The organism is Comamonas squillarum, assembly GCF_025309455.1.
Lineage (GTDB): Bacteria > Pseudomonadota > Gammaproteobacteria > Burkholderiales > Burkholderiaceae_C > Comamonas > Comamonas squillarum.
The window spans coordinates 2,290,954-2,307,090 of the sequence record NZ_CP104377.1 but is presented as its reverse complement, the minus strand read 5'-3'; the positions used below and the strand labels follow the sequence as shown (position 1 = coordinate 2,307,090).

Sequence of the window (16,137 nt, the reverse complement as noted above, 5' to 3'; positions counted from 1 at the left end):
GACCGGCCTGTGCGGGTACTGGTGGGTGAATTAAACTGCTCACCGGTAAACCAATAACTCTATCGCGCAGGTGAAACATATTATAGGGGGCAAACCGGGCGAGCCCCGTAGTCCACAAGCACCCCCAGTGGCTGTAAGGCTGGTCGAGGTCCACCCCGACGACGCAGGCCAGCGCCTGGACAATTTTCTGATGCGCCACCTCAAGGGCGTACCCAAGACCCATGTCTACCGCATCATCCGCCAGGGTGAAGTCCGTATCAACAAGGGCCGCGCGACAGCGGACACTCGCGTCCAGCCCGGCGATGTGGTGCGGATTCCGCCGGTGCGCGTCGCAGCAAAACCGGACGAAGCCGAGCGCGCGGTGCCAGCTAGGGAGTTTCCCTTGTTGCTCGATGACGATGTCATGCTGGCGATCAACAAACCCGCAGGCGTGGCCGTGCATGGGGGCTCGGGCGTCAGCTTTGGCGTGATCGAGCAGCTGCGCCGCGCCCACCCCGATGCCCGCTTTCTGGAGCTGGTGCACCGGCTCGACCGCGAAACCTCGGGCATCCTGCTGGTGGCCAAGAAGCGCTCGGCGCTGACCCATCTGCAGGACCAGTTCCGCGAGCGGGAGACCGGCAAGACCTACCTGGCGCTGGTCATCGGCGAATGGACGGCCAACAAGAAGGTGATCGACACCCCCCTGCGCAAATACCTGCTGCCCGATGGCGAGCGCCGCGTGCGCGCCACCACGGCCGATGACCCCGAGGGCATGCGCTCGGTCTCGCTGGTCAAGGTGCAACAGGTGTTTGCGGCCCGGCACCAGCTGGGCCTGCCAGCGATGAGCCTGCTGGAGGTGACCATCAAGACCGGCCGCACCCACCAGATCCGCGTGCACCTGGCCAGCAGCGGCCATGCGATTGCCGGCGATGAGAAATATGGCGACTTCGATCTGAACAAGCGCCTGGCCAAACATGGCCTCAAGCGCATGTTCCTGCACGCCTGGCGCCTGCAGTTCAACCACCCGCAGACGGCAGAGCGCGTGCAACTGGGCGCCGAGCTGCCGCTGGAGCTGGCAGACTTTGTGGCGGCGGCCTCGGCGGCCGATGGATCAGTTTTGTGACAGATATAGAAAGAGAACCCCATGGCCCGCCAATTTGACCTGATTGCCTTTGACTGGGATGGCACCCTGTTTGACTCGACCGCGGCCATTGCGCTATCGATCCAGGATGCGGTGCGGGATGTGGGTGGCACGGTGCCCAGCCTGGCGGATGCCAAGTATGTGATCGGCATGAGCCTGCAAAGCGCGCTGCGCCATGCCGCGCCCGATGTGCCGGAGGACCAGATGGTGGCGCTGACCAACCGCTACCGGCTGCATTTCCTCAAGCGCCAGGAGCAGGTGACCTTGTTTGACGGCGTGCTGGAGCTGCTCGACCAGCTGACCGCCAGCGGCCACCTGCTGGCCATTGCCACCGGCAAGAACCGCCGGGGGCTGGACCGTGTGCTGGATACGACCTTGCTCAAGGGGCGCTTCCATGCGACGCGCACCTCGGACGAGACGGCTGGCAAGCCCCATCCGCTGATGCTGCAGGAGCTGATGGCCGAGCTGGATGTGGCGCCCGAGCGTCTGCTGATGGTGGGCGACACCACGCATGACCTGCAAATGGCCGTCAATGCCGGCTGCGCCAGCGTGGGAGTGAGCTACGGCGCCCACCACCATGTGGGTTTTGAGGCCTTCAACCCCTTGTATGTGGCCCATACCGTTGCTGAACTGCAACAGTGGATGGCGGATCATGCCTAGCTATGGTGCAATTACTGTCTGTATGTACAGTCAGATGAACCTCGGTGAACAGGTGCGGTGATGGCGGAAGTACCGGCGCAGATGATTGCCTTGTGCCAGAGCGATGCGCTGCTGCACGGTGGGCGCGCGGTGGCCTTTGATGTGGTCTATGCCGGTCAGACCTGCCAGGCCTTTGCCATCCGCTACCACGCGGGAGTCCATGCCTATCTGAACCGATGCACCCATGTGGCGATGGAGATGGACTACCAGCCGGGGCGGTTTTTCGACGACACAGGTAATTGGTTGCTCTGCGCCACCCATGGCGCCGCCTATGTGCCCGATACTGGAGCCTGTGCCGGCGGTCCCTGTCGTGGCGGTTTGGTCAAGGTTGCGCTGAGTGAGAGTGATGGCGTGGTCTATTGGCACACGGATAACCGTCTCCAACCTCTTGATTTTTAAGATGAACCCCATGGACAACAACCCTCAGCACAATCCGCCGCCGGCGCCCGACCTGTGGGGGCAGACGGCCGCAGCGGCGCCTGCCGCTGCCGCAGCACCCAGCCCGGGCTGGGAGCGCTCGGTGCTGGAGCGCCTGGCCTTTGACACGCTCAAGGAGCAGCGCGCAGCGCGCCGCTGGAAGATTTTCTTTCGCCTGGTCTGGCTGGGCTTGGTGGTTGCGTTTGTCAGCTACCTGTTTGGCTCGGACGGATCGGCCGCCAAGACCTCGACCGAGCACACGGCTGTGGTCGAGCTCAAGGGGGAGATCGCCTCCGGCGCGGACGCCAGTGCCGAATTTGTGATTGCGGCCCTGCGCACCGCTTTTGAGGATGACGGCGCCAAGGCCGTGGTGCTGCTGATCAACTCGCCCGGTGGCAGCCCCGTGCAGGCGGGCATGATCAATGACGAGATCGTGCGCCTCAAGGCCCAGTACAAGAAGCCGATGTATGCGGTGGTCGAGGAGTCCTGCGCCTCTGCCGCGTATTACATTGCCTCTGCGGCTGACAGCATCTATGTCGACAAGGCCAGCATCGTCGGCAGCATTGGCGTGCTGATGGATGGTTTTGGTTTTACCGGCACGATGGAAAAGCTGGGCGTGGAGCGCCGCTTGCTCACCGCTGGCGCCAACAAGGGCATGCTCGATCCATTCAGCCCCATGAATGACAAGCAAAAGGCCTATGCGCAGCAGATGCTGAGCCAGATTCACCAGCAGTTCATCCAGGTCGTGCGCCAGGGCCGGGGTGACCGTTTGAAGGAAACCGAGGACACCTTCAGCGGCCTGTTCTGGACGGGCCAGGAGGCCGTGAAGCTGGGCCTGGCCGATGGCCTGGGCAGCCTCGACCAGGTGGCCCGCGATGTCGTGGGTGCCGAAGAGGTGGTGGACTACACGCGCCGCGACAATGTGGCCGAGCGCTTTGCCAAGCGTTTTGGTGCCTCGGTCGGCGCGGGCGCGGTCGGCACCCTGCGCTCGATGTCGCTGCTGCCCAGCGTGCGCTGACAGCCTTCAAGGCTTGAATGACAAAGCGGTGCCGAGGCACCGCTTTTTTCATGGGCGTGCCGCAACGGCTGCAGCCATTAACGGGGCTTAGCGGCCAATGGCAAACACCATGGGCGTGCGGTTGTCCAGGCTGGTGTTGAGTGGCTTCCACTGCTTGACCAGGCGGCTTTGCGTATTGGCGCTCTCCAGGGTCAGTCCGCTGGAGATGGACAGGCGCGTGTTGGGCTGCAGGGTTTGCAGCAGCGCACCCAGCAGCGCCTGGTTGCGGTAGGGCGTCTCGATGAAGATCTGGGTCTGGCCCTGGCGCAGCGCCAGTTGCTCGAGCTCACGCAGGCGGGCGCTGCGATCGGAGGCGTCGCTGGGCACATAGCCGACAAACGCAAAGTTCTGGCCATTGAGGCCGCTGGCGGCCAGTGCCAGCAGCAGCGAGGTGGGGCCAACCAGCGGAACCACGTCGATGCCTGCGTCATGGGCGGCGCGCACCACCGAGCTGCCGGGGTCGGCAATCGCGGGCATGCCCGCTTCGCTCACCAGTCCCATATCATGGCCTTGCAGCGCAGCGGCAATCAGGCTGCTGCTATCGCTCCCAGCGCTGGTCTGCGGGTGGTGGTCGCCTTTTTTATGGGCTTCGCGCGGCAGCTCGGCAATGTTTTGCTGCTGCAGCGGCAGCGCCAGGGGCGCCACCGCATCCACACGCTTGAGAAAGGCGCGGCAGCTTTTGGCGTTCTCGCAGACCCAGTGGGTGATGCGGGCGGCGGCTTGCACGGTGTGCAGCGGCAGCACATCGGTCAGCGGCGCCTCGGTGGCGCAGCCAAAATCGAGGGGGGTCGGCACCAGGAACAGGCGCCCTTTGGTTGTTTGTTGGTTCATGGCAACACCAATCCGGCAGCGCGCAGCAAACGGGCTGTGCGGATCAGGGGCAGGCCGATCAAGGCGGTGGGGTCGTCGCTCTCGATGGCGTCGAGCAGAGTGATGCCCAGGCCTTCGCTCTTGGCGCTGCCGGCGCAGTCATAGGGTGTTTCTGCCACCAGATAACGCTCGATCTCAGCGTCTTCGAGCGGGCGGAACACCGTGCGCACCACGGCGGTATCGGCCTGCGCAAAGCCAGTGGCCTGGCAGACCACGGCCACGGCGGTGTGGAACTGCATGCTTTGCCCGCTCATCGCGCGCAACTGCTCCACGGCTTTGTCATGCACCATCGGCTTGCCCAGCGGCTGGCCGTGCAGGTCGGCCACCTGGTCCGAGCCAATCACGATGGCATCGGGGTACTGGGCGGCCACCGCATGGGCCTTGGCCAGCGCCAGGCGCAGCGCCAGCGCGGCGGGGCTTTCGCCGGGCTGTGGGGTTTCATCCACATCGGGCGAGGCGGTCTCGAAGGGCAGGCGAAAGCGCGACAGAAGCTCTCGCCGGTAGCGGGAGGTGGAGCCCAGTACAAGGGCGCGGGGCATCAGGGATTCAGACATGCCCAGATTCTCTTACACTGGCGCGCATGACAAAGGAATTTTCAGTCAATCGCCTTGAGATCAAGGCTTTTGCCCACCAAAACGCGGCGCTGGAAGGCGAGCTGCCCCTGGGGCAGCTGGCCCGCTTGCTGGCCGAAGACCAGCGCGGCGAGGCCGCTGCCGCCGAGCCCGTGCGCTGGGTGCTCGATGGTGAATGGGTGGAATCGACCGGCGGCCCTGGCCAGGCCTGGCTGCATCTGCATGCCGAAACCCAGGTGCAGCTGCAGTGCCAGCGCTGCATGCGCCCGGTGGATGTGGCGGTGGAAAGCAGCCGCTCCTTTCGCTTTGTGAAGGACGAGGCCACGGCGGCAGCGCTCGATGACGAGAGCGAAGAAGATGTGCTGGTGCTGGCGCCCCAGATCGATGCGCTGGAGCTGATCGAGGATGAGTTGCTGATGGCACTGCCCATGGTGCCCATGCACGAGGTCTGCCCGGTGGATGTAAAGCTGGAGTCCGCCACCCAGGATTTTGACGACCGCCCTGCGGAAAAAGCCAATCCCTTCGCGGCGCTGGCATCGCTGCGCATTGATAAAACCCAATCCTAGTTCGGGTGGCTTGAAGCCTGCTTGCGATCTTTGCTATAATTTGAGGCTTCGCGCGAATCCCTCGTGTCTTTAATGGGCTAGTCGCGTAAATTTCGGGCATGCGTTTGTGATTGCGCAGGCCATGTCACCAACCCTTTCAAGACTCAGGAGCCATCATGGCTGTTCAACAAAACAAGAAATCCCCTTCCAAGCGCGGCATGCACCGTTCGCACAACGCACTGAACGTGCCTGGCATCGCTGTGGAACCCACCACCGGTGAAACCCATATGCGTCACCACATCAGCCCCAACGGTTTCTACCGTGGCCGCCAAGTGCTGAAGAACAAGTCGGAAGCCTAAGCCATAGCTGTATAAAAAAGGCCCGCAGCTACATAGTAGCGCGGGCCTTTTTTATTTCTTGCCAGTTTGCGGCGCGCTGCGCGCCGAGCTGGAACTCGGTGCGAACAACGTCAAAGAATTACCGAACGAATGATCACACTGGCCGTGGATTGCATGGGTGGGGACGCAGGTATCCGTGTCACGCTACCCGCATGCAAGAAGTTTTTGGATAGCCACCCTGATGCCCATCTGTTGATGGTCGGGCAGCCTGAGGCATTGCAGTCTTTTCAGCACGAGCGTGCCACCATCGTGCCTGCAAGCGAAGTGGTCACTATGGATGACCCGGTGGAAGTGGCGCTGCGCAAGAAGAAGGATTCTTCGATGCGGGTTGCCATCAGCCAGGTGAAGTCGGGCGCCGCACTGGCAGCCGTGTCGGCGGGCAATACCGGGGCGCTGATGGCCATTGCCCGTTATGTGCTCAAGACGCTGGAGGGCATTGACCGCCCGGCTATCGCCACCCAACTTCCCCACGCCAAGGGCGGCGCCACCACGGTGCTGGACCTGGGCGCCAATGTGGATTGCAGTGCAGAGCATCTGCTGCAGTTCGCCGTCATGGGCTCGGCCTTGGTCAGCGCCCTGGAAAACAAAGAAAACCCCACCGTTGGCCTGCTCAATATTGGTGAAGAAGCCATCAAGGGCAGCGAGGTCATTAAGCGCGCCGGCGAGCTGCTGCGCACCGCTGGCCAGTCGGGTTACCTCAATTTTTACGGCAATGTCGAAGGCAATGACATCTTCAAGGGCACGGTCGATATCGTGACCTGTGATGGCTTTGTCGGCAATGTCGCGCTCAAGGCCAGCGAAGGCGTGGCCAGCATGATCAGCAACGGGCTCAAACAAGAGTTCAAACGCAACCTGCTCACGAAGATCGCCGCAGTGATCGCTTACCCGGTGCTGGCGCGCTTGATGAAGCGGGTGGACCACCGCCGCTACAATGGGGCTGCATTGCTCGGATTGCGCGGCCTGGTTTTCAAAAGCCATGGCTCGGCCGACGCGGTGGCGTATGAGCATGCCTTGCGGCGCGCCTATGATGCCGCCCGCAATGATTTGCTGGGGCGTGTGCAGACCAAGATTCAGACGGCAGCGCCCCTGCTGATGTCGGCAGACAGCAATGCTGCTGCCAAAACCGTGACGTCTCCTACCTGAATTCGATGAGTATTTATTCCCGCATTATCGGCACTGGCAGCTATTTGCCGCCACGTCGTGTCACCAATGATGAGTTGGCCGCTGAGATGGCCACGCGCGGTCTGGAAACCTCCGACGAGTGGATTGTGGAGCGCACCGGTATCAAGGCGCGCCATTTTGCAGCGCCCGATGTCGTAGCCAGCGATCTGGCGCTGGAGGCGTCGAAGAACGCGCTCCAGGCCGCCAATATCCAGGCCAGCGATATCGACCTGATCATTGTCGCGACCTCGACGCCGGACATGGTGTTCCCCTCGACCGCCGCGATCCTGCAGCACAAGCTGGGCATTGCCAATGGCTGCCCGGTGTTTGACATGCAGGCGGTGTGCAGCGGTTTTGTCTACGCACTGACGGTGGCGGACTCGATGATCAAGTCCGGCAGCGCCAAGCGCGTGCTGGTGGTGGGTGCCGAGGTGTTCAGCCGCATTCTCGACTTCAATGACCGCACGACCTGCGTGCTGTTTGGCGATGGCGCCGGCGCTGTGGTGCTGGAAGCGTCTGACAAGCCCGGCATCCTGGCCACCGAGCTGCATGCCGATGGCAGCCATGTCGACATTCTGTGCGTGCCGGGCAATGTCTCGGGTGGCCAGGTGATTGGCTCGCCGCTGCTGCGCATGGATGGCCAGGCGGTGTTCAAGCTCGCCGTCGGTGTGCTGGACAAGGCCGCACGCGCCGCGCTCGAAAAGGCCAAGATGCAGGAAGCCGATATCGATTGGCTGATTCCGCACCAGGCCAACCTGCGCATCATGATGAGCACGGCGCGCAAGCTCAAGCTCGCGCCGGAGAAGGTGGTCGTTACCGTCGACCAGCATGGCAACACCTCGGCGGCCTCGATCCCGCTGGCGCTGGACCACGCCGTGCGCAGCGGCCAGGTCAAGCCCGGGCAGAATGTGATGCTCGAAGGCGTGGGCGGTGGCTTCACCTGGGGTGCCGTGCTGCTGACGATGTAGCATGGCTCGGCGTTGCCGAGACCGCTGTCATCCGCTGATTGATAAAAACTGATTGAACCGAGACATGAGCGCTTTTGCATTTGTATTTCCGGGCCAAGGCTCGCAGTCTGTGGGCATGCTCGATGCCTGGGGTGGCCACCCCGCAGTGGTTCAGGCGCTGCAAGAGGCCTCGGATGCGCTGGGTGAAGACCTGGGCGCGCTGATCCAGAACGGCCCCAAAGAAACGCTGGCGCTGACCGCCAATACCCAACCGGTGATGCTGGTCGCTGGCGTGGCCGCATGGCGTGTCTGGCAAGCCGAAGGCGGCCCCATGCCGATAGCGGTTGCAGGCCACTCGCTGGGCGAGTATTCCGCGCTGGTGGCTGCCGGTGTGCTGACCCTGAGCCAGGCCGCGCCGCTGGTGCGCCTGCGGGGTGCTGCCATGCAAGAGGCCGTGCCTGTGGGTGCTGGCGCCATGGCGGCAGTGCTGGGCCTGGATGCGGACAAGGTCAAGGCCGTGTGCGCCCAGGTGACGGCCCAGCTGGGCGGCGCCGAAGTGGTCGAGGCAGTGAACTTCAACGACCCTGGCCAGACGGTTATCGCCGGCTCCAAGGCTGCGGTGGAAGCGGCCAGCCTGGCCGTGAAGGAAGCCGGTGCCAAGCGCGCGCTGCCGCTGCCCGTGTCTGCGCCTTTCCATTCCAGCCTGATGAAGCCCGCCGCTGAAAAGCTCAAGCTGGCACTGGCAGAGCTGCAACTGGCCGCGCCCCAGATTCCGGTGCTCAACAACATCGATGTGGCGATGCCTACCGATGCCGATGCGATCCGTGATGCGCTCTACCGCCAGGCCTTTGGCCCCGTGCGCTGGGTGGAGTGCGTGCAGCGCCTGCGTGCGCTGGGCGCGACCCACCTGGTCGAGTGCGGCCCGGGCAAGGTGCTCACCGGCATGACCAAGCGCATCGACCCTGAACTCGTCGGTGTGGCTCTGTATGACCCCGCCACTTTGCAAGAAACCAGAGAAGCCATCGCATGACTGAAACCACTTCAACAGCCAAAGTCGCCCTGGTTACCGGCGCATCGCGCGGTATTGGCGCAGCCATTGCCCAGGCGCTCGGCGCTGCCGGCTACCAAGTGATCGGCACGGCAACGACCGAAGACGGCGCTGCCAAGATCTCGCAAGCGCTGTCGGCCTTTGCCGGCTCGCGTGGTGTGGCGCTGGATGTGAACAATGGCGCCGCCGTCGAAGCGCTGATCGACAGCCTGGTCAAGACCCAGGGCGGCTTGCATGTGCTGGTCAACAACGCCGGCATCACCCGCGACACGCTGGCCATGCGCATGAAGGACGAGGACTGGGATGCCGTGCTGGGCACCAACCTGAAGGCCGTGTTCGGCGCCAGCCGCGCTGCCATCCGTCCGATGATGAAGCAGCGTTTTGGCCGTATCATCAGCATCACCAGTGTGGTGGGTGCATCGGGCAATGCCGGTCAGGCCAACTACGCGGCCGCCAAGGCGGGTGTGGCAGGTATGACGCGCTCGCTGGCCAAGGAGTTGGGCAGCCGTGGCATCACGGTCAACTGCGTGGCGCCTGGTTTTATCGAGACCGATATGACGGCCCAGTTGCCCGAAGAGCAGAAGAAAGCACTGCAGTCGCAGATTGCCTTGGGCAAGCTGGGACAGCCGCAAGACATTGCCAACGCTGTGGTCTATTTGGCCTCAGATGGCGCCGGTTATGTGACCGGGCAGGAGTTGCATGTCAATGGCGGCATGTATATGTAGATTTGACGAAAGTTGAATGCCGTTTCCTCGCGACGGCAAGTTGCACTCAGGTATTGCTGAAGCAGCTAGAATCGCGGGTTCATTCACAACCCCCAGAGGGAAACCATGAGCGATATCGAAGCACGTGTCAAGAAAATCATCGCCGAGCAACTCGGCGTGGAAGAGTCTCAAGTAACGAACGAAAAGGCTTTTGTAGCCGACCTGGGCGCTGACTCGCTGGACACCGTGGAACTGGTGATGGCTTTGGAAGATGAGTTCGAGATCGAGATCCCTGACGAAGACGCAGAGAAGATCACGACGGTGCAGAACGCCATCGACTACGCCAACAGCCACCAAAAGGCTTAATTGATTGCGCATGCACTTGGCGCCCTTGTGGCGCAAGTGTCTTGCTGCCAATCTTCCGAGAGATCAACAAGAAAGTTGTAACGCATGAGTCGCCGTCGCGTCGTCGTGACTGGTCTGGGTTGCATCAGCCCCGTGGGTAACACGGTTGCTGAAGCCTGGTCCAACATTTTGGCCGGTCAATCCGGCATTGACCTCATTACCAAGTTCGACACCACGGATTTCAGCTGCAAGATTGCAGGTGAGGTCAAGGGCTTCGACCTTGAGTCCTATATGAGTGCCAAGGAAGCACGCACGATGGACTCCTTCATTCATTACGGCATTGCCGCTGCCCAAGAGGCAGTGAAAGACGCCGGCCTGCCTTTGGGCGAGGCACTGGATGAAGAGCTCGCAACTCGTATTGGCTGTGTGATTGGTTCGGGTATCGGTGGTCTGCCACTGATTGAGAACACGCACGGTGAATATGAGCGCCGTGGTGCGCGTCGCATCACGCCTTTCTTTGTTCCCGCGTCCATCATCAATATGGTCGCAGGTCATGTATCGATGCGTTTTGGCTTCAAGGGCCCGAACCTGTCGGTGGTGACTGCTTGCACGACAGGTTTGCACTGCATTGGTGAAGCCGGTCGCATGATCGAGTACGGCGATGCCGACGTCATGATTGCAGGTGGTACCGAAGCAACTGTTTCTCCATTGGGTGTGGGGGGGTTCGCAGCGATGCGCGCGCTGTCCACACGCAATGACGATCCCAAGGCGGCATCGCGCCCCTGGGACAAGGGCCGTGACGGCTTTGTGCTGGGTGAGGGTGCCGGTATCGTGGTGCTCGAAGAGTACGAACACGCCAAGGCCCGTGGTGCCAAGATCTATGCCGAGTTGCTGGGTTACGGCATGAGCGCTGACGCCGGTCACATGACCGCGCCCAATATGGACGGCCCGCGCCGCGCCATGCTGGCTGCTCTGCGCAATGCAGGTGTCAACGCCGACCAGGTGGACTACCTCAATGCCCACGGCACCTCCACGCCGCTGGGTGACCTCAATGAGACCAATGCCATCAAGGCAGCCATGGGCGAGCATGCCAAGAAGCTGGTGGTCAGCTCGACCAAGTCCATGACCGGCCATTTGCTCGGTGGTGCTGGCGGTCTGGAGAGCGTCTTTACCGTGATGGCCTTGAAGGACCAGAAGATTCCTCCGACCATCAATCTGGTGGACCAGGATCCGGAATGCGATCTGGACTACTGCGCCAACACCGCGCGCGATGCCAAGCTGGACATCGCCGTCAAGAACAACTTTGGTTTTGGCGGTACCAACGGCACCCTGGTGTTCAAACGCGTTTGATGGTGGTTGGCGCCTGGTGCGTCACACCAGCCACGCTGGGATAAGGCCTCTGTGACAGAGGCCTTTGTTGTTTTTGCGCTGCTTCGGTCAGCACGGTGTTGGCGCTTCAACACGGGGTTTGCCCTGCGGGATCGCTGATGGGTGCACTGCAGAATGGGGTGATGCCTCTGTCAATAGCCGCCCAGCCATGCCCCACCATCGCCCAACTGCCTTGATGGCCTTGCAGTCCTTTGCGCTGGTGAGCCCAAGCCGCGTCCGCCTGCTGTTGGCCGGCTGGGTCTGCCTGGTCGCGCTGCTGTGCCTGGCCTGGATGCATGCAGCAGCTCCTACGGCCTTGCCGCGCGCCTTGGCAGTGGCGGTAATGGCATTGGCGGTAGGGCTGGTCTGGCGCATGCCGCTGTGGCCGCAGGGAACTTGTTTGCACTGGACTGGCTCTCAGTGGTGCCTTGGGCCAGCCCCGTTGGCGCTGGAGCAGCGCCAGGAACTGGGGCCACTGACCGTGCTGATGGATGGGCAATCCTGGATATTGCTGCAGGCCCAGGGGTTGCCAAGCCGGTGCCCCAGTCAGTGGCTGCTTGTGGCGAGAGCCGCTAATCCAGAGCGCTGGCCGGATATTCGTCGGGTTTTATACTCGTCGCTTGCCGCTGAACCGCAGAACATCCATCAGGTGTAAGCCTACAGCTGAACAACCACAACAATAGCTGCAAGCTTGTAGCGCCAAGAGGGCCTCTTTTATGACGGGAACGCCAACGGCCAGTACCCCGAATGCAAATGACAGCGATCTGCACCTGGTGCAGCGCACGGTGGCAGGAGATCAAAAAGCCTATGGCCTGCTGGTGCTCAAGTACCAGCGCCGCATCGAGCGCCTGATCGGGCGCATGGTGCGCGATGTGGATCTGGTGCCCGATCTGGCCCAGGAAACCTTTTTGCGCGCCTACCGCGCGCTGCCGCAGTTCCGGGGTGATGCGCAGTTCTACACCTGGCTGTACCGAATTGCCGTCAATACCGCCAAGAAGGCGATGGTCGAGCTCAGCCGCAACCCGGTGATGACCGAGAGCGCGCTGCGCGGAAAAGACGATGACGATGAAACTTATGTGCCCGGGCGCGAACTAACGACCGATGAGACGCCTGAAACGGTGATTGCCGCCCAGGAAATTGCCCAGGCGGTGAACACGGCGATGGACGCGTTGCCCGAGGACCTGCGACAGGCCATCGTGCTGCGTGAGATTGAAGGCATGTCTTATGAAGACATTGCCGCTGCGATGGATTGCCCCATCGGTACGGTACGGTCGCGTATTTTCCGCGCCCGCGAGGCGATTTCCGCCAAGGTAAAGCCCATGCTTGAACGCCAGTCTGGCAAGCGTTGGTAGCTGATATGAGTGTGATGACTGGCTGCAAGGGCCTGGGGCCCGCTAGGAATATGGCTATGAATCTCGAAAACCAAGCATCGAACATGAGCATGCAGGCGGCCTGTGAGCAGTTGTCCGCCTGGGTCGATGGTGAGCTGGACGACCAGGCGCTCGGCCAGCTGCTGGCCGAGCTGCCGGAGTTGGCCCAGGACGAGGCCTGCTACGCCTCGGTGCAGTCCTACCAGGTCATTGGCGATCTGATGCGCTCGGCGCACACACCGTGCTCCGACAGCCTGGCATTCCTGGATGCGCTCAATGCCAAGATTGCACTGGAGCCGCCGTTGGCCGACCAGGGCCAGCCCGTGCCTGGTGCTGTCGCCGTGCCGGCGGTGGCCGCTGCCGCTGTGCAGACCGTCCAGCCAGCCGCGCAGGATGCTGCGAACCATTCGGTCTTCCGCTGGAAGATGGTGGCTGGCTTTGCTACCGTGGCCGCTGTGGCGATGGTCGGCTGGAACAGCATCGGTTTGCTCTCGGGTGGCGCAGGCAATGAGGCTCGCCAGCAGATGGCAGCAGCTGCTGCGCCGCAGGTGGTTGCCTCGGCTGCGTCACCAAGGTCTGCCGCGTCCAATGCCCAAGGCCTGGTGCAGCAGCAGGTCACGGTGGGCCAGAACTCCAGCATCATGCTGCGCGATCCGCGCCTGGATGAGCTGCTGGCGGCACGCGGGCAGATTGGCGGCACCGCCAACCTGCAAATGCCAGCGGGCTTCTTGCGCAATGCCACTTTCAATGCCGAAAAGCGCAGCGATGGCTGCGCCGACAAGGCTTCACGTTTGTGCTGATGATGCGCTGAACCCCTCAAATAACACCTGCATGGCAGGTGTTTTTTTATGCCTTTCGCGCGCAAAGGCTTGAAACCTGGGTTTTGCTGCCTATCTGATGGTGATGCACGCTTGGAACCTTGAGGCCTATTGCCCCTCCAATTGCGGCAGGGCACCACGAGCGACGCGATTGAATCACTGCGTATACGGTGCCGCCATATTGTCAAATTGAGGAGTGATATGTCTCTAAAGCGTTGGAAGCCTTTTCAGATCAGTGCACTGGCGGCCATCCTGTCCGTCAGCAGCGCGATGATGCTGCCGGCAGCGGCCCAGACCCCTGCACCTGCTGTGGTGCGTGGCCTGCCCGATTTCACCGACCTGGTCGACCAGGTGGGCCCATCGGTGGTCAATATCCGCACGATGGAGAAGGTGTCCAACCGCCAAAGCCAAAGCGGCCTCGATCCGGAGATGCTGGAGTTCTTCAAGCGCTTTGGCTTGCCGGTGCCCAGCATCCCCAAGCAGCAACGCCCCCAGCGCCCCGGCGCCGATGGCGATGAGGTGCCCAGCGGCCTGGGTTCGGGTTTTATCCTGACGGCCGACGGCTATGTGATGACCAACGCGCATGTGGTCGATGGTGCCGATGAAGTGATCGTGACGCTGACCGACAAGCGCGAGTTCAAGGCCAAGATCGTGGGCGCCGACAAGCGCACCGATGTGGCTGTGGTGAAGATCGATGCCACCGGCTTGCCCGCCGTCAAGATTGGCGACGTGAACCGCCTGCGCGTGGGCGAGTGGGTGATGGCGATCGGCTCGCCCTTTGGCCTGGAAAACTCGGTGACCGCCGGCATTGTCTCTGCCAAGCAGCGCGACACGGGCGACTACCTGCCCTTTATCCAGACCGATGTGGCCATCAATCCCGGCAACTCGGGCGGCCCGCTGTTGAACATGCGAGGCGAGGTGGTGGGCATCAACAGCCAGATCTACTCGCGCTCGGGTGGCTTCATGGGCATCTCGTTCTCGATCCCTATCGATGAAGCGGTGCGCGTGAGCGACCAGCTGCGCGCCACCGGCCGTGTGGTGCGTGGCAAGATTGGTGTGCAAATCTCCACCGTGAGCAAGGATGTGGCTGAATCCATCGGTCTGGGCAAGGCCCAGGGCGCGATGGTAACGGGTGTGGAAAGCGGCTCGCCCGCCGAGAAGGCGGGCGTCGAAGCGGGTGACATCATCACCAAGTTCGATGGCAAGCCGCTGGAGAAGCTGGCGGATCTGCCGCGCTGGGTGGGCAACACCAAGCCAGGCTCGAAGAGCACCGTCACGGTGTTCCGCCGTGGCAAGACCTTGGACCTGCCGATCACCATCATCGAAATTCCGTCGGATGCTGCTGCAGACGCTGCTGCCACCAGCAAGGAGCCAGAGAAGTCCAAGCCTTCCACTGCTGCCCAGCAACTGGGTCTGGTGGTCACGGATCTGACCGATGCGCAGCGCAAGTCCATGCACCTCAAGGGTGGAGTGCAGATTGTGTCGGCCGATGAAGCCGCTGCCCGTGCTGGTCTCAAGCAAGGTGATGTGATCCTGGGCATTGCCAACACCGAGATCAATGACGTCAAGCAGTTCGACGCTGCCGTGGCCAAGGCCGACAAGTCCAAGCCCGTCAACGTGCTGTTCCGCCGCGGTGAGTGGACGCAATATGTGCTGATCCGCCCGACCAAGTAAGTCACTGCGCGCTTTGTCGCTGTGCTGACCACAAGCCGGTTTCCGCCATGGAAATCGGCTTTTTTCATGGATGGGTGTGAAAGAGCCAGGCACTGCCCAATACCCAATACCCAATACCCAATACCCAGCAACGAAAAAGCCTCAGAGCATTGCTACTCTGAGGCTTTACGTTTGGTGCGGCTGGCAGGAATCGAACCCACGACCCCTTGGTTCGTAGCCAAGTACTCTATCCAGCTGAGCTACAGCCGCTAAGCTGTCGATTATAGCACGCAATTTTTGATCACTGCCATCTTTCTGATGTGCTGGCAGCAAGCACGGTGGTCAAGAGGCACTTGCTGCATCCGGATCTGGAGGTGCTGCGCCCATTATTGCGGCACCAGAGGTGAGGCCAGCAGCCTGCAGCGCCCAGGGCAGCCGTAGTAGATATTCACTAATTTTGGGGATTGACCGTTGGCAAGCACAGTCCGATAGTTAGCGACATTGTTAATTTCTGTATATGGCTGCTGATATGAGGTGGTGCAGGTGTTTGGTTCTAGGCTGGTGGATGGCATCGGGCTGCATGCTCACGCATGCCGTGCCCACGGCTGCCTCATCCGGAGACCTGTCGGCAGCCCACAACCTGGGGTCACAGCACACAGGGGCAGATAGCCAAGGGCTCTACGCAGGACGGCGGGCCAGCGCATGGGCACAAGGGGTGGCGGTGCCCAGCCCTGACATGCAGGCTGCCGCCACGGCGCTTGCGCCAGACGATGGCACGGTTTTCCACCGTGTGCGACACAGCATGGAGGCCGTGACCGAGCAGGCGTCTGGTGTCCTGTCTCGGCCCGCTCCCAAGCTGGGTGGGCTGCTACTGGTGTTGTTGACGGTCTTCGCACTGGTGCTGGGATTTTTAAGCCTGCGCTGGCACCGTGAAACGGCGGAATGACCGCATGCTCCGTGCTGACACCGTCGCCTCTGGCCCCTCCACGCATTCCCAAAAAACATCATTGCGATAGAAATAAATAATAAAACGCTGGGCTTGTTT

General features: G+C 62.0%; 19 protein-coding genes and 1 tRNA gene. 17 read left to right on the top strand and 3 right to left on the bottom strand.

Annotated elements, in window-relative coordinates; all coding sequences use genetic code 11:
- Window positions 1–70: 70 nt before the first annotated feature.
- From N4T19_RS10780 to N4T19_RS10765, 4 genes are read left to right on the top strand one after another with little or no spacing between them, the layout of a single operon-like run.
- Window positions 71–1,102 (top strand): RluA family pseudouridine synthase, encoded by a 1,032-nt coding sequence (locus N4T19_RS10780; RefSeq protein ID WP_116927542.1) that lies wholly within the window; start codon window positions 71–73, stop codon window positions 1,100–1,102.
- A 21-nt stretch (window positions 1,103–1,123) separates the two neighbouring features.
- Window positions 1,124–1,780, top strand: coding sequence for an HAD-IA family hydrolase (locus N4T19_RS10775; RefSeq protein WP_116927543.1), 657 nt, complete (start codon window positions 1,124–1,126; stop codon window positions 1,778–1,780).
- Window positions 1,781–1,840: 60 nt separating this feature from the next.
- Window positions 1,841–2,218, top strand: coding sequence for a Rieske (2Fe-2S) protein (locus N4T19_RS10770; protein ID WP_021027944.1), 378 nt, complete (start codon window positions 1,841–1,843; stop codon window positions 2,216–2,218).
- 1 nt (window position 2,219) lies between these two features.
- Complete coding sequence (locus tag N4T19_RS10765; protein ID WP_116927544.1) at window positions 2,220–3,254, top strand: S49 family peptidase; 1,035 nt, start codon at window positions 2,220–2,222, stop codon at window positions 3,252–3,254.
- Between the two features lie 87 nt (window positions 3,255–3,341).
- Here N4T19_RS10765 and N4T19_RS10760 read toward each other — a convergent pair whose 3' ends face one another.
- Together N4T19_RS10760 and N4T19_RS10755 are read right to left on the bottom strand one after the other, a co-directional pair.
- Window positions 3,342–4,124, bottom strand: coding sequence for an SAM-dependent methyltransferase (locus tag N4T19_RS10760; RefSeq protein WP_260720193.1), 783 nt, complete (start codon window positions 4,122–4,124; stop codon window positions 3,342–3,344).
- A complete protein-coding gene (locus N4T19_RS10755) occupies window positions 4,121–4,717 on the bottom strand; it encodes a Maf family nucleotide pyrophosphatase (RefSeq protein WP_116927546.1) in 597 nt (198 codons plus the stop codon). The genes N4T19_RS10760 and N4T19_RS10755 overlap by 4 nt, the downstream gene beginning before the upstream one ends.
- A gap of 26 nt (window positions 4,718–4,743) precedes the next feature.
- On the opposite strand from N4T19_RS10755, the gene N4T19_RS10750 reads away from it, so the two are divergent.
- The 12 genes from N4T19_RS10750 to N4T19_RS10695 all read left to right on the top strand — a co-directional run bounded on the left by N4T19_RS10750 (window position 4,744) and on the right by N4T19_RS10695 (window position 15,113).
- Window positions 4,744–5,301: a YceD family protein gene (locus N4T19_RS10750; RefSeq protein WP_116927547.1), complete on the top strand. Its 558-nt coding sequence runs from the start codon at window positions 4,744–4,746 to the stop codon at window positions 5,299–5,301.
- 155 nt (window positions 5,302–5,456) lie between these two features.
- A complete protein-coding gene (rpmF, locus tag N4T19_RS10745) occupies window positions 5,457–5,639 on the top strand; it encodes a 50S ribosomal protein L32 (RefSeq protein ID WP_021027949.1) in 183 nt (60 codons plus the stop codon).
- Between the two features lie 129 nt (window positions 5,640–5,768).
- Window positions 5,769–6,821, top strand: coding sequence for a phosphate acyltransferase PlsX (gene plsX / locus N4T19_RS10740; RefSeq protein ID WP_260720192.1), 1,053 nt, complete (start codon window positions 5,769–5,771; stop codon window positions 6,819–6,821).
- Window positions 6,822–6,826: 5 nt separating this feature from the next.
- On the top strand, window positions 6,827–7,807 hold the full coding sequence (locus N4T19_RS10735) for a beta-ketoacyl-ACP synthase III (RefSeq protein WP_116927549.1): 981 nt from the start codon (window positions 6,827–6,829) through the stop codon (window positions 7,805–7,807).
- Window positions 7,808–7,871: 64 nt separating this feature from the next.
- Window positions 7,872–8,816 carry an ACP S-malonyltransferase gene (gene fabD / locus N4T19_RS10730; RefSeq protein WP_260720191.1) on the top strand — a complete coding sequence of 315 codons (945 nt, stop codon included), beginning with the start codon at window positions 7,872–7,874 and terminating at the stop codon, window positions 8,814–8,816.
- Window positions 8,813–9,559: a 3-oxoacyl-ACP reductase FabG gene (gene fabG / locus N4T19_RS10725; RefSeq protein WP_116927551.1), complete on the top strand. Its 747-nt coding sequence runs from the start codon at window positions 8,813–8,815 to the stop codon at window positions 9,557–9,559. Before fabD ends, fabG begins: the two co-directional genes overlap by 4 nt.
- A 105-nt stretch (window positions 9,560–9,664) precedes the next feature.
- Window positions 9,665–9,904, top strand: a complete 240-nt coding sequence (gene acpP, locus N4T19_RS10720) for an acyl carrier protein (protein ID WP_021027954.1) — start codon at window positions 9,665–9,667, stop codon at window positions 9,902–9,904.
- Window positions 9,905–9,988: 84 nt separating this feature from the next.
- Window positions 9,989–11,233 (top strand): beta-ketoacyl-ACP synthase II, encoded by a 1,245-nt coding sequence (gene fabF / locus N4T19_RS10715; RefSeq protein ID WP_021027955.1) that lies wholly within the window; start codon window positions 9,989–9,991, stop codon window positions 11,231–11,233.
- A 214-nt stretch (window positions 11,234–11,447) separates the two neighbouring features.
- Window positions 11,448–11,906 carry a hypothetical protein gene (locus N4T19_RS10710; protein WP_182343193.1) on the top strand — a complete coding sequence of 153 codons (459 nt, stop codon included), beginning with the start codon at window positions 11,448–11,450 and terminating at the stop codon, window positions 11,904–11,906.
- Window positions 11,907–11,967: 61 nt separating this feature from the next.
- The gene (gene rpoE, locus N4T19_RS10705; protein WP_182343191.1) at window positions 11,968–12,603 is read left to right on the top strand and encodes an RNA polymerase sigma factor RpoE; all 636 of its coding nucleotides are present in this window, start codon (window positions 11,968–11,970) and stop codon (window positions 12,601–12,603) included.
- A 56-nt stretch (window positions 12,604–12,659) separates the two neighbouring features.
- Entirely contained in the window at window positions 12,660–13,421 is a 762-nt protein-coding gene (locus tag N4T19_RS10700; protein ID WP_116927554.1) for a sigma-E factor negative regulatory protein, read from the top strand.
- Window positions 13,422–13,640: 219 nt separating this feature from the next.
- Entirely contained in the window at window positions 13,641–15,113 is a 1,473-nt protein-coding gene (locus N4T19_RS10695; RefSeq protein WP_116927555.1) for a DegQ family serine endoprotease, read from the top strand.
- Between the two features lie 172 nt (window positions 15,114–15,285).
- Here the strand turns inward: N4T19_RS10695 and N4T19_RS10690 are convergent.
- Window positions 15,286–15,362, bottom strand: a tRNA-Arg gene (locus N4T19_RS10690).
- A gap of 532 nt (window positions 15,363–15,894) precedes the next feature.
- Here N4T19_RS10690 and N4T19_RS10685 point away from each other — a divergent pair.
- Window positions 15,895–16,038 carry a hypothetical protein gene (locus N4T19_RS10685; RefSeq protein WP_165841243.1) on the top strand — a complete coding sequence of 48 codons (144 nt, stop codon included), beginning with the start codon at window positions 15,895–15,897 and terminating at the stop codon, window positions 16,036–16,038.
- The last annotated feature ends 99 nt before the right edge of the window (window positions 16,039–16,137 follow it).